The following is a 14,046-nucleotide window of genomic DNA, read 5'->3' on the forward strand; positions in this document are numbered from 1 at the left end:
GCTCCGATGGGAGAGCGCTAGGAGATAGTCCCCTTCTAGTGTCAAATTTATTGAAGATGGTGAACTGCTCTATCAAGACCTCATCATTTGCGACCGCCTTCCAAAATTCTCTTCGAAACGCTTTGAAGCTCGAAAACTCCCTCCCTCGTAGTTTATCTGCGACCTGCATCGGGATCGGCGCACCTCCCAACATCGAGGCCGTACCCAACCAATTTCCCGAAATCGACTGTCCAGAACCACTGGCAACACCGGGTTCGTTCCGTCGATCCCTGAACATTGTAAAAATCGGGGGGATACCCGACTCAGCCGGGAAGACGGTAATAAACCCACCAAAGCTGTACAAATCCAGTACTGGAAACTCATCCAACCTTCCTTCCAGGGCGGTTGGGGTAGTGCCGTCATAAACGGCAATGTTCTGCTCGCTTGCGGGGAGGGTGGTTGACGCGTTGTTCGGCTTGACGATAGGCGTCCAGGTCATGCCGATGGACGGGGCATCCGGGTTGTAAGACCTGTATGCATTAGCGGCTGGATCGAAAGTGGCGAGTCGCACCGGGACGTTGCCAGGTATCGATGTATCGTTTGTGGCAGCGACAACGAACTCGGTTATGTTCCCCACTGATCTGGAGCCGATCGCTACCGGCAGCCTGACCTCTCCATCGACCTGGGCTACTGCATACAGGTCATCAAGATTGCCCTGTGCGAGATCCGAGAGCGGGATGCTTAAGGCGTGGAGCTCGTTGGGCTGGAACTCGGTGAGAGCGAGGTTCCAGGTATGGAAGTCGTCGGGGACAAGATCCGAAAGCGGGGTGCTCAACTGACGTCTTTCACCGTCAGCCAGCGGCGAAGGGAACAGTAGCGCCGCAAATCCGACCAGTACGGCGCTTGCCGCGGCGGTGCCCGCTGTTGTTACTGCGGCAACTGCGGTGTGCAGTGCGGACCTGACGGCTTGGGTTGTCACTACGCCAGTGGCGAGGCGCCCCGAGGCCAAGGTGAACACCGGCCCCGCTGCGGCAGACCGGCCTGATACGGGAAACGGCCGACTCGCTTTGGCGGCTTCCCAAGCTTTGAACATCGCAACCATCGCTCTGAATCGTTCGAGCTCTTGCGCATGTTTTTTGGCTTCGGCTTCCTTCCTTTCTTTTTCCTCCTGTTCTTCGCGTGCCTTTTCTTCCTGCCGTTTGACCTCGGCTTGTGCTTCGAGAAGCGCCCGTTCCGCAGCGACCTGCCGGGCTGCCGCTTCTGCTGCAATCCGCGCCTGCTCAACCGCCAATTGCCGTGCGCTTTCCAATGCGGCCAGTCTTGCTTGGTCTCGAGCCTGTGCTTCCGCCACTCGCCGCGCGTTCTCCAAAGCGGCAAGTCGCGCCTGCTCTTGAGCTCTTGCCGCAGCCTCTTCATTTACGCGCGCCAATTCAGCCGCCACTCGATGAGCTGCGCGCTGCGCTTCTAGCTGTCGTTGTTCTTGCGCTTGAGCAGCGGCAAGAAGGTTCTGCACGTGTATTTGTTGGGCATGTAAAAGTTGAATTTGATCTGTTAGAAAATTTGCAGAGTAAGCGGCTTTATAGGAGGCCACCCACCTTGCATAAACGGGCCCGTGAGGTGTTACAGGTCTTTCAAGCGTTTGTGCTTTGGCTAAATAATCACCAATTGTTTTGCCGATTGGGCTGTGTCCATAGAAGGAATTAGCTACTGAGGTTTGAGTGTGTAGTTCGGCTGTTCTTTGTTGGATTAATATATTTCTGATGTTGAGTTCGTGTTGATATGCTTGTGTTGGACTCGTTATTGATGCCGGATATTGAACTCTCAGGTTTGCCAAGTCGATTTCTGTCGATCCTGGCAAGTTTTGAAGTTTTACACTGTGTTCATTCTTTACGGAGTTCTCCGTAACTTTGATGTTGTCGCGGGTTTCGCGCCGAAGTCCTTCGTTTAACGTGAGGCCGGAGCCAATTCCGGGGCGTGTCGGCGGCACTCGGAATCCGCCGCCTTTCGGATCTGTTCCAGGCTTCGGCTGTGCACCAACATAAGTGGTCGGCAAGTAAACTGTGCCAAGCTCTCCGATAACATGTGATACCGGTAAATCATGTGGGGGACCTTGCTTCTCTGACATGTTGTTCTTCCATAAGTGGTTGTTGCTCGCTGAAAAAAGCTTATGTCAGAGGTGAAAATATTGGGTCTGTGAAGCGTGTAGGCACTTTCTTTTTAGGTGGTAAGTAGTTGTTACATTTTTCCGGATCGAACGATTTATCCCGCGTTAAATTCAGAAAGTTCTTTTTGTCTTGCCCATAAAAAAGGCCGCTGCAAACGCAGCGGCCAAAGTAAGACGTTGGATCAGGAGCTACAAATCAACGTCAGAGAACACCGGGCGATCAATCGATAGAGCGTCGATTCATCTGAAATCTGTCGCCAATGGCGTGGAATGATCACTCACCATCGCTTCGTGCTAACCGGCTGTTCACCGTGAAAGCCCGGCAAGAATAAGTCGCTTGGCCCAAAGGAAAAATAGCGATTCACGACATGCAGTTTTGCAGTCTGGGCAACAGTCCAGGGTTGTCAGGACCTGTAGCAGCTGCCGAGCAACRCGAGGCTGCGTCCGGCTGCGCAGCAGTCGTAAACCTTCCCCCACGAAATCTCTTGAAAATCGCAGGGCAATTGACGACTGCTGCGCAGCCGGACGCAGCCTCGYGTTGCTCGGCAGCTGCTACAAGTCGGATTTAACCTCACCCATGCATCTGACTGATAACCCGCCATCCAGCCCATCCATACCCCGCGCAAACCCGCGTCCTGTCTGGCCATTCATCCTTTAGAGGTACTCCACGAATACCTCCTTGGTGCGCTTATCGCTCCCGGGTTGCGGCAGTAGGGTGGGGCCTTCTGTCACTCACCGGGGAAGACGCATGACAAAAACAACAATGCGCGCCATCTTCACACCGCACTCGCTGGTCGCTGCGGTTGCCTTGGGTTGCTGTGCCCAGGCGCAGGCTGTTTCATTCAATATCGGGGAGATCGAGGGGACGTTTGACTCCTCACTTTCCGTCGGCGCGAGTTGGGGCATGCGCGATGCCAAAGATGCTTTGGTGGGCACTGTCAACGGCGGGACCGGGCAGTCATCGACCGGTGATGACGGGCGCCAGAACTTCGAGAAGGGCGAAACCTTCTCCAAGATCTTCAAAGGCATCCACGACCTCGAACTGAAGTATGGCGACACCGGTGTGTTCGTGCGCGGCAAGTACTGGTACGACTTCGAGTTGCAGGACGAAACCCGCCCGTTCAAGCCAATCAGTGACAACGGCCGTAAGGAAGGCGCCAAATCCTCTGGCGGGCAAATCCTCGACGCCTTCGTTTATCACAACTATGCCATCGCCGACCTTCCGGGCAGCGTGCGCGCCGGTAAGCAAGTGGTGAGCTGGGGTGAAAGTACCTTCATCGGCAACTCGATCAACAGCATCAACCCGGTGGACGTTTCTGCGTTTCGACGTCCGGGGGCCGAAATCAAGGAAGGCCTGATTCCGGTGAACATGCTGTACGTCTCCCAAGGCCTGACGGATCAGCTCTCGGTCGACGGGTTCTACCAACTGGAGTGGGACCAGACTGTTGTCGACAACTGCGGCACCTTCTTCGCTGTCGACGTAGTGGCGGATGGTTGCAACAACAATTACACCGTCGGCAGTCCCGCGATTGCTCCGTTGGCGCCGGTGGCCGCAGCGTTCGGCCAGCCGATTCTGGTTACCCGCGAAGGTGTGGTCGTTCCCCGTGGCGGCGACCGCGATGCGCGGGATTCCGGACAGTGGGGTACCRCCTTGCGCTGGCTCGGTGATGACACCGAGTACGGCCTGTATTTCATGAACTACCACAGCCGCACACCGAATGTCGGCACCGTCACGGCCGGCGCGTCGACACTGGCCAGCCTGCCGGGCATGGTCGCCGTTGCCAACCGTCTGGCACCGGGTAGCGGTGCGGGTCTGGCCCAAAGTGTGATGCTGGGTCGTGGTCAGTATTACCTCGATTACCCGGAAGACATTCAACTCTACGGCGCCAGTTTCTCCACCACCTTGCCGACGGGCACCGCGTGGAGCGGGGAGATCAGCTATCGCCCCAACGCACCGGTGCAGGTCAGTACCAACGACCTGACCCTGGCCTTGATCAACCCGATTGCCGGCGGTGCCGCATCGCCCATCGTCACGACACCGGGTGGCGACAACAAAGGCTATCGCCGCAAGGAAGTCACGCAAATCCAGAGCACCATGACGCAGTTCTTCGACCAGGTGCTGGGCGCTCAACGCCTGACCATTGTCGGTGAAGCGGCAGCGGTATTCGTCGGTGGTCTGGAGCCGCGCAGCGAACTGCGTTATGGCCGCGACTCGGTCTACGGCCAGTACGGCTTCGCCGGCGACACCGAAGGTTTCGTGACCTCTACCTCCTGGGGCTACCGCGCCCGGGCAATTCTTGACTACGCCAACGTGATTGGCGGGGTCAACCTCAAACCCAACTTGTCGTGGTCACACGACGTCGCCGGCTACGCCCCCAACGGGGTGTTCAACAAAGGCTCCAAGGCGGTCAGCGCGGGCGTCGATGCCGACTACCGCAATACCTATACCGCAAGCCTGAGTTACACCGACTTCTTTGGCGGTAACTACAACGTCCTCGAAGACCGCGACTTCGTGGCGCTGAGCTTCGGCGTGAACTTCTGATCTGGCTGAGAAGGATAATTTCAATGCGTAAGATGATTTTGCAATGCGGCGCCCTGGCCCTGAGCTTGCTGGCTGTCAACGTGATGGCGGCGGTCTCGCCGGATGAAGCGAACMAACTCGGCACCAGCCTCACACCGCTGGGCGCCGAAAAGGCTGGCAATGCCAACGGCTCGATCCCCGCCTGGACCGGTGGTCTCCCGAAAAACGCCGCCCCGGTGGACAGCAAAGGCTTCCTGTCTGACCCGTTCGCCAGCGAAAAACCGCTGTTTGTCATCACCGCCGCGAACGTCGACAAGTACAAGGACAAGTTATCGGACGGTCAGGTGGCGATGTTCAAGCGTTACCCGCAAACCTACAAGATCCCGGTTTACCCGACTCATCGCACTGTGGCCGTGCCGCCGGAAATCTACGAGTCGGCCAAGCGCAGCGCGCTGAATACGTCCACCATCAACGACGGTAACGGCCTGACGGGTTTCACGGGCGAACGTTACTACGCGTTCCCGATTCCCAAGAACGGCGTCGAAGTGTTGTGGAACCACATCACCCGTTACCACGGTGGCAACATCAAACGCATCATCACCCAAGTGACCCCGCAAACGAACGGCAGCTACACGCCGATCCGCTTCGAGGAAGAAATCTCCGTCCCGGAACTGATTAAGGATCTGGACGCGGACAAAGCTGCCAACGTGTTGACCTTCTTCAAACAGTCGGTCACCGCGCCGGCGCGTCTGGCGGGTAACGTGCTGCTGGTGCACGAAACCCTCGATCAGGTGAAGGAACCGCGTCTGGCGTGGATCTACAACGCCGGGCAGCGTCGTGTACGTCGCGCCCCGCAAGTGGCCTATGACGGACCGGGTACCGCATCTGACGGTTTGCGCACCTCCGACAACTTCGACCTGTTCTCCGGTGCACCGGATCGTTACGACTGGAAACTGGTCGGCAAGAAGGAAATGTACATCCCGTACAACAGCTACAAACTCGACTCGCCGAGCCTCAAATACGACGACATAGTCAAGGCCGGCCATATCAATCAGGACCTGACCCGTTATGAGCTGCACCGTGTCTGGGAAGTGATCGGTACGGTCAAGCCGAGCGAGCGCCATATCTACGCCAAGCGCCACATGTACATCGACGAAGACAGCTGGCAAGCAGCGCTGGTGGATCACTACGACGGTCGCGGTCAATTGTGGCGAGTGGCTGAGGGGCATTCTGAGTACGTCTACGATCACCAGGCTCAGGCTTATACGCTGGAAGCGCTCTACGACATTATTGCCGGTCGATACATCGCGCTTGGAATGAAGAACGAAGAGAAACACAGTTACCAGTTTGGCTTCGTAGCCAAGGCTGCCGACTTCACGCCATCGGCGTTGCGTGCCGAGGGTGTCCGGTAAGGAGGTCGATACAGACGCAGGGCAAAAGGCGACCGGGTGGTCGCCTTTTTTTATGGGCGCCAATCAGCGTCCTGAATACTTCTCAACAAGCGGGTTAGACAGGTCTAGGGTTGCCCCACAATTATAAAAAGGCACCCCGCAATGACCGCCATGACTCTATGTCTGGAACGATCTGGATTTTTGCCCCGTCTTTCTTCGCATCACCTGTCGCGTGATCGCTTGAGCGAGCCGTTGCTGGCATCGACCGCGCGGGTGAAATTGATCTGCGCTCCTGCCGGCAGTGGCAAGTCGGCGCTGCTCGCCGACTGCCTGTTGCAGGCACCGCCGCAGTGCCGGGTGTGCTGGTTGCCGCTGTCGGGTGTCGCCATGAGCGTGGAGGACTTTCGCCAGCGTCTGGYGGAGTCGCTGGGGCTGGCGTCTTCGGAGGAGGCCGCGATGCTGCGCGCGCTGGCTCGTTTGCAATCGCCAACCTGGCTGTTTCTTGACGATTATTGCCGCGTGCCAAACCCGGAACTCGACCTGCTGCTCGATCGCATGCTAGCCATCAGCAGCCCGATGTTGACCTGGTGGCTGGGGACCCGCCGTCGCCCGCAATGCAATTGGCCGCGGTTGTTGCTCGATGACGAACTGTTCGAATGTGAGTGCTCCACGCTGGCCTTCAATCAAACTGAAATCGCCTCGCTGTTACAGCACCTGACGCCGGCCGRTGCCCACACCGCCGCCAGCAAGATTATCCAGCACAGCGGCGGCTGGTGCGCCGGGGTTCGCGTGGCGCTGCTGCAAAAGTGCGACTGGTCACGCAACGACGCGCTGCACGGTCGAGCGGACACGTTGCTCGATTACCTTGAACATGAACTGTTCACCTCCCTGACCCCGGAATTGACCGAGGTCTGGCGGGTGCTCGCGCATTTGCCACGATTCAATGCACGGCTGTGCGATCACCTGTTTGGCGCGGGTGAGGGTGCGCAATGCCTCAAGACCTTGCAGGAGCTGGGGTGCTTTATCGAACCCTGGCAAGATTCCACCGACTGGCTACAGATTTTCCCGCCGCTTACGCATTTGATGCGCGATGAACAATGGCCTGCCGGGCGCTCTTGGCATCGTCGTGCCTGCCAGTGGTTCGCCACTGAACTGGACTGGAAAGCGGCCTTTGAACAGGCGTTGCTGGCTGAAGAATTCGAAGTCGCCGTGAGTTTGTTGCAGCACTTCAGTTTCGAGCACTTGTTCGAGGAACAGACCGTCGTGCTGTTGTTGCGTTTGTATGAGCATCAAGGCGAAGAGCTTATGTTCGGCTCACCACAACTGGTCGGCTTGATCACGGCAGCCTCGTTGTTTGCCGGGCGATTCGAGCAAGCCGCCGAATGCATCGAACAGTTGTCGCGTTTCACTCCGCAGCCGTCGGCGATTTTGCAGCGCCAGCTGGTTGCACGGTGGCAGGCGCAACAGGGGTGGTTACTGCATTTGCAGGGGCGGATGGACGCTTCGCGCGCACATTTTCTCGATGCGTTGAACGACCTCGGCCCCGAGCTCTGGACGGTGCGTGTGATGTGCTTGTCGGGATTGACTCAGCAGGCATTGTTGCGGGGCGAGCTTGACGTCGCGCAGGCGATGAATCGTGACGCCCTGTGCCTGGCGCGTGCACAAGGATCGCTGGTTTTTGAAGGGCTCCTGGAACTCGATCATGCGCAGTTGCTTGAACAGCGTGGCGCTCCACGGCGCGCGGAAAGTCTGCTCGCGAATATCCATGAGCTGTTGAGTCAGCATTCGGAGCGACCTGTCCCGTTGCTGGGGCGAATCGCATTGCGTCGTGGTCGGCTGGCCCTAAGCCAGGGACAAGATGAGCGTGCCGCCGAATTCTTTCAGTCCGGCCTGGTGGACTGCCTGCGCAGCCACGATAAACGCGTGCTTTACGGCTTTCTGGGTCTGGCACAATTGGCGGCTAATCAGGGCGATTATGGGCAAGCCTTTGTCCGCCTGCGCGATGCCGAGCGATTGATGCAACAGCGGCAGATTCCGGACACTGTTTACAGGGGCGTTCTGCTGCAAGTCAGCAGTCATTTCTGGTTGCAACAGGGGCGCGCCGAACTCGCGTGCGAAGCCTTGAGCCGGGTGCTCAAGCACTATCGCGGGCCGCAGGCGCGGCAGGCGCCTCCGGCCACACTAGAGCTGATTCCGCGCATCGAATATTTGTTGATCATCGCCAGGGCTCGGTCAGAGCCGGATGCAATCGATGCTGCGGCACATCTTGAACTAATGATGAACCAGGCGCAGGCCCGTGGAATGTGGGCACTCACCACCGAATTGCAATTGGCCTTGGCCGAAGTGCTGTGGCTTGACGGTCAAACCGCGAAGGCTATCGATATGTTGCAGAAGGGTTTGCGTAACGTTGCGCGGTATCAGGCACCCCAAGTATTAAATGAGTTGCGCCAGCGTCAGCCGTTATTGTTGTTGGATGAACAGGAAACTCTCTTGTCTTGCAACCAAATGTGCAGTCGCACGGATGCAACGGAAACATTAAGTCAACGCGAGCTGCAAGTACTGAAGCTGATTGCGCTTGGTCATTCAAATCAAGAAGTTGCCGACTCGCTATTTATCTCATTACATACTGTTAAAACCCACACCCGGCGCATACATGGAAAGTTACGGGTTGAACGCAGAACGCAGGCGGTGGCTAAGGCTAAGTTGCTGGGGTTGTGGGATTGAAAATAGCTCAAGACAAACAGTGCGTGTGATGTAAAGACTTTGGTGTTGCATGCGGTTTCGGTTGTGATGGTTGGTATTGTTTAATTGCTTTGGTGTTGTGTTGTCCTGGATTAGTTTGATTGGGCGAGGTCCTCGCTTTGTTATCTATATTACTAAGGGCAACACGATGAATATGATGAACAAGTATCTACCCATTGATAACGGCGATCGTCCGCAATGGCTTGGGCGTGCCAGTATTAATGAACAATTCCACTTTGATGAACTGGAAAAACAGTTGATTGCAAGCCAGGCCGAATTGGATAAACAACTGGGAGCACACGCCAGTCTGCAGACCTACGCGAAAAGCATTGCCAGTCAGTTGCTGCAACTGGAATTTGGCAGCACGCTGGATCCCGACCACCTGATGACCACCAGCCGTTACATCTTCGATGTGGCCGGGAGCCGGGTCGAGCAGGAGGACAAACGCTCTCTGACGGATTTGCTGCTGTGTGGACTGCATGAGGAAGGTTGGCGGGGGTGGATCACCTTTGTCGGTGAGGATCTTCCTTCCGGATTGAACCAGCAATGGTTGGAGAAAGTGCTGACGGAAGACGTGCGCGCTGCCTATGGCGCTGAGCTTCGGGCTATGTTCCAGCGCAGTGAGGTGCTTGCCGCCATGACACGTGTCACGCGGCATCAATTGCTGCTGAGTGCCTTTGGCGCGAAGCTCCAGGGGCATCTCGGCGACGACAGTCTTCAACGAGTTCAACGTGCGGTGGACGGGGATGCGACCCTCATGATCGCGCCATTGCAACTGCGCGACGATACCCGTCCACTCCTGGAACTGCTGACCATCGGCAGCCAAAATCCCAGCGGGGACGATTGGCTTCTGTATGCACCGGATTCGCCGGGTGGGCAGGACTGGTACGAACTGCCCTCCCTCAGGCGACTGAGTCTTGATATCGGTGGATGGACGCAAATGCCAGAAGGGCGCGACTATCTGCTCTGGCGCTCCCATGCCGTGGATCGCGAGGCAGTCAGCGGTTATCTGAAACAGGTCTTCAAACTGCCCAGTCTGTGGCGAGGTGTGGCGCTCGCGCCTACCCCTTACTCAGGGTCCGAAATTCTGAATCCGATTGTTTACAACCATCGGGCCTGGCTCATGGTGCAGGAAGAAAATCACATTCCCTATGGTTATCGCACCGCGACCGATCAGCAACGCCAGAATTTTACCCGGATCAATTGCGAACTCCGCGCACTCAAAACAATTGAAGTACGCGAGGGTGGTTTTGTCAGCTATGAGCGTTTTTGCCATCAACTGATCAAGCAAGGAGTAGAAGAACACCTTCTGAGTAAAGGCGAGCGTGTTGAGATCAACCCAGATCAGATTTATGTGGAAATTACGCTGGCACAAAGGATGACGCTGACGCAGTTAATTGTCGGCGAAGTGGTGTTTTACGCGGAGAACGAAAAGTCCCATTACCCGCGTTTTACTGTGGAGGCTGGCCACCCGCCTATCAGTAATCTCCATATCAACGATCTCGCCTTACACTCGAGAGTGTTGCGTCCGGGCGAAAAGTACATCGACATGTTGCGGACAAATTACATCGACCGCTCCAAAGGCTATTTCAAGCAGCAGTTATCCATGGCGATCATGCAACGCCAGATGCGCGTGGCAATCATGCAGGCGCTGTTCACAGGTCGAGTGACCAAGGCACACTTCGAGCAGCTGGTGAAGGTCGTCGAGGCGTTCGATCAACCGCAAGAGACCAGTCCTTCGGGCGAGGCGCCTGGCGATGTGCGTCACAGTGCGCTGTTCAAACTGCATCTAAGGGGTCGTCTTGTTGTCGGGGCGTTTGTCTTCAGGCTGCATGTTGCGGGGAAGATCGAGGAATATCTGTATACGCCCGATGCTCCGGATGGCTGCGAACTGCGGCCGTTCAAGGACTTCGTGAGCGCGGTGAAAACCCGCGGCCTTGGCGACTACTTCTATGATCGGGTGTTTGGGAAATATCAGCCACAGGCTGGTGCATATCTGACGGGTCTTGAGCAGCAGGCCAACTTCACCGAGGCGCCGACACTGGAGCGTAATAGTCGCGTCACAGATTTGTACTGGTGCTATTACGACGTGTTGACCAAGGTCATTTCCGATGTCGACGAGAAAACGCAAACCCTTGAAGAGATTATCACGGGCCTGGTTTACAACGCTGTGGTATCGGCGGTGAGTGTCATCGCCATTGTTTACGCCCCCGTCGGTATCGCATTGAGCGTCGCCTTGCTTACTCAGAATTTGGTGCAAGGTGTTCATGCCTATACCGAGGGCAATCGATCCAAAGCTCTGAACCATTTCAAAAATGCTGTGATTGAGTTGGCGGTCCTGGGCAAGGCAGGTCTGGGGAAATCGGGGGCCACTGCAGTACAGAAAAACCTGATCGGTTTGCTGGGTGATGTGTATACCGTGGAAAAACTGTTTGCTGAAATATCCGGGCAGCCCCGATTGCATGAGCGGGCGCTGGAGGTCATTCAGGAAATTCTCGACGACCCGGAGAGCATCACCAGCAAAACCACCATCAGGTAAGGGTAATGACTGAGCGTTGATGTCGCGTCTGGCTCAGCGACTGACCTCGTCGGCTTGATACCCCATCCGCCAACTTACGGCCCGTGTCGCCGCTAGCAAACGCTGCGCCGCCGGGCCGTTTTCGTCGGCGTGAAACAACGAGGTCGGGCCGACAATGGTCATGACCGCCGCTACGTTCCCGACCGCATTGAACACGGGGGCCGACAATGCGTCGACACCGGGCATCAGCAAACCATGCACATGGTGCAGGCCGCGTTCGCGGATCTGTTCGCACAACGCCGCATAGGCTTGATCGTCCGCCAGCGCATGGGCGGTTGCGGTTTGCAGTTCCTGCTCGCGCAAGTCCACGGTTTCCCGTTTCGGCAGAAATGCACCGAACACCAGGCCGGTAGATGAACTGAGCAACGGCAACACCGACCCCAATTGCGTCACCACCGTCACCGCGCGCACGGCAGGTTCGATGTGTACCACGGTCGCACCCTGATTGCCCCATACCGCCAGAAAGCAGGTTTCGTTCAGTTCATCGCGCAGCTCGGCCAAGGGCAGGGCGGCGACTTTCAGCACGTCCATACTGTTGAGTGCAGCCAGCCCCACGCGCAATGCTTCACGGCCCAGACCGTAGTGGTTGGTGGCGGTGTTTTGCTCGGCAAAACCACTGGCGATCAGCGCCTGCAAATAGCGGTGAACCTTGCTCGCCGGCATCTGCACGTGTTCGGCCAGGCGCGAAAGCGAGGTAGAGGGCGACAACTCGGCCAAGGCCTTGAGAATGTCGGTGCCGACTTCGGCCGAGCGGACTTTTTGCTTGTCGTTGTTGCGCGGCGTTTCCATGGAGGCGGTCTGATCCCGGGACGAATGGGCGTCTTTATAGCTTGACGGTCAATACCAATCAAATTACGTTATGCGTAATCAGATTACGATAAAAATAACCCGGGCGTGCCGAACCTCTGCAACAGAGCGACAGGTCATCGCCTTCTCCCTGTTCAGGAGGCTCCATGAACCCTGATTCAACCGCGCCAGCGCTGGCTTATCAGTCTGGCTTCGGCAACGAGTTCAGCAGTGAAGCGTTGCCCGGCGCATTGCCCGTCGGCCAGAACTCCCCGCAAAAAGCCCCGTATGGCCTCTACACCGAATTGTTCTCCGGCACCGCGTTTACCATGGCCCGCAGTGAAGCGCGGCGTACCTGGATGTACCGCATTCAGCCATCGGCCAACCACCCGGCGTTCGTCAAACTGGATCGGCAACTGGCCGGCGGCCCATTAGGTGAAGTAACCCCGAACCGCCTGCGCTGGAATCCGTTGGACATCCCGAGCGAGCCGACCGATTTCATCGACGGTCTGGTGAGCATGGCCGCCAACTCGGGGGCGGAAAAACCGACCGGAATCAGCATCCATAGCTATCGCGCCAACCGCTCCATGGAGCGGGTGTTCTTCAACGCCGATGGCGAACTGCTGCTGGTGCCGGAGCTCGGCCGTTTGCGCATCGCCACCGAACTCGGCGTGCTGGAGCTGGAGCCGCTGGAAATCGCCGTGCTGCCACGCGGGCTGAAATTCCGCGTCGAGCTGCTCGACCCTCAAGCGCGCGGTTACGTCGCCGAGAACCACGGCGCACCGCTGCGTCTGCCAGACTTGGGGCCGATCGGCAGCAACGGCCTGGCCAATCCACGGGATTTCCTGACGCCGGTTGCGCATTACGAACACCTCAAACAACCGACCACGCTGGTGCAGAAATTCCTTGGCCAGTTGTGGGGCTGCGAGCTCGATCATTCGCCGCTCAACGTGGTCGCCTGGCACGGCAATAACGTGCCGTACAAATATGACCTGCGCCGTTTCAACACCATCGGCACGGTCAGTTTCGATCACCCGGACCCGTCGATTTTCACCGTCCTGACCTCGCCAACCAGCGTGCATGGCCTGGCCAATCTGGACTTTGTGATCTTCCCGCCCCGCTGGATGGTCGCCGAGAAGACTTTCCGTCCACCGTGGTTCCACCGCAACCTGATGAACGAATTTATGGGCCTGATCAAGGGCGAGTACGATGCCAAGGCCGAAGGCTTCGTGCCCGGTGGCGCGTCCTTGCACAGTTGTATGAGCGCWCATGGCCCTGATGGCGAAACCTGCACCAAGGCGATCAACGCGGAACTGGCACCGGCGAAAATCGACAACACCATGGCCTTCATGTTCGAGACCAGCCAGGTATTGCGCCCGAGCCGTTTCGCACTGGATTGCCCGCAACTGCAAACTAATTACGATGCTTGCTGGGCCACGTTGCCCGCCACTTTCGACCCGACCCGGAGATAACCCATGACTCAGACAACCATCACTCGTAGCTGGGTTGCCTCCGCCAACGGCCATGCCGATTTCCCGCTGCAAAACCTGCCATTGGGTGTGTTCAGCGTAAACGGCTCTGCCCCGCGCAGCGGCGTGGCGATTGGCGAGCATATTTTTGATCTGGAAGCAGCACTGGAAGCGGGCCTGTTCGATGGCGCCGCTCGTACCGCTGTTGAAGCGACCCGTGGCGGTCAGTTGAATGCGTACTTCGAGCTGGGCCGCGATGCTCGTGTTGCCCTGCGTGAGCGCTTGATCGAGCTGTTCAAAGAAGGCAGCACCCTGCACGGCAAGATCGAAGCCCAAGGCGCAAAACTGCTGCCATTGGCGGCCGATTGCACGATGCACCTGCCAGCGAAAATCAACGATTACACCGACTTCTACGT

General features: G+C 57.4%; 7 protein-coding genes and 1 pseudogene. 6 read left to right on the plus strand and 2 right to left on the minus strand.

The genetic code is table 11. From position 1 onward, the window contains the following. Positions 1 to 2,104, minus strand: a 2,104-nt coding sequence (locus AC1DSG_RS18715; protein WP_477792212.1) for an S-type pyocin domain-containing protein, incomplete at its 3' end; no start/stop codon positions are given. A 787-nt stretch (positions 2,105 to 2,891) separates the two neighbouring features. On the opposite strand from AC1DSG_RS18715, the gene AC1DSG_RS18720 reads away from it, so the two are divergent. The 4 genes from AC1DSG_RS18720 (at position 2,892) to AC1DSG_RS18735 (ending at position 11,336) form a co-directional block, all read left to right on the plus strand. Beyond that, a complete protein-coding gene (locus AC1DSG_RS18720) occupies positions 2,892 to 4,685 on the plus strand; it encodes a DUF1302 domain-containing protein (RefSeq protein ID WP_477792213.1) in 1,794 nt (597 codons plus the stop codon). A gap of 23 nt (positions 4,686 to 4,708) precedes the next feature. Beyond that, a complete protein-coding gene (locus AC1DSG_RS18725) occupies positions 4,709 to 6,076 on the plus strand; it encodes a DUF1329 domain-containing protein (protein ID WP_477792214.1) in 1,368 nt (455 codons plus the stop codon). Positions 6,077 to 6,217: 141 nt separating this feature from the next. Further along, entirely contained in the window at positions 6,218 to 8,779 is a 2,562-nt protein-coding gene (locus tag AC1DSG_RS18730; protein WP_477792215.1) for a LuxR C-terminal-related transcriptional regulator, read from the plus strand. Positions 8,780 to 8,945: 166 nt separating this feature from the next. Next, positions 8,946 to 11,336, plus strand: a complete 2,391-nt coding sequence (locus AC1DSG_RS18735) for a dermonecrotic toxin domain-containing protein (RefSeq protein WP_477792216.1) — start codon at positions 8,946 to 8,948, stop codon at positions 11,334 to 11,336. 33 nt (positions 11,337 to 11,369) lie between these two features. Here AC1DSG_RS18735 and AC1DSG_RS18740 read toward each other — a convergent pair whose 3' ends face one another. Beyond that, complete coding sequence (locus tag AC1DSG_RS18740; protein WP_477792217.1) at positions 11,370 to 12,164, minus strand: IclR family transcriptional regulator; 795 nt, start codon at positions 12,162 to 12,164, stop codon at positions 11,370 to 11,372. 164 nt (positions 12,165 to 12,328) lie between these two features. On the opposite strand from AC1DSG_RS18740, the gene hmgA reads away from it, so the two are divergent. Continuing rightward, complete coding sequence (hmgA, locus tag AC1DSG_RS18745) at positions 12,329 to 13,633, plus strand: homogentisate 1,2-dioxygenase (RefSeq protein WP_477792218.1); 1,305 nt, start codon at positions 12,329 to 12,331, stop codon at positions 13,631 to 13,633. A 3-nt stretch (positions 13,634 to 13,636) separates the two neighbouring features. Beyond that, positions 13,637 to 14,046, plus strand: a pseudogene (locus AC1DSG_RS18750) (fumarylacetoacetase); the annotation flags it as partial.

The sequence above is a fragment of the Pseudomonas sp. P5_A12 genome (assembly GCF_056400685.1).

Excerpts from the sequence above, each read along its gene's own strand:
- AC1DSG_RS18735 (WP_477792216.1), top strand. The coding sequence starts at position 8,946 with ATGAATATGATGAACAAGTATCTACCCATTGATAACGGCGATCGTCCG.
- AC1DSG_RS18740 (WP_477792217.1), bottom strand. The coding sequence starts at position 12,164 with ATGGAAACGCCGCGCAACAACGACAAGCAAAAAGTCCGCTCGGCCGAA.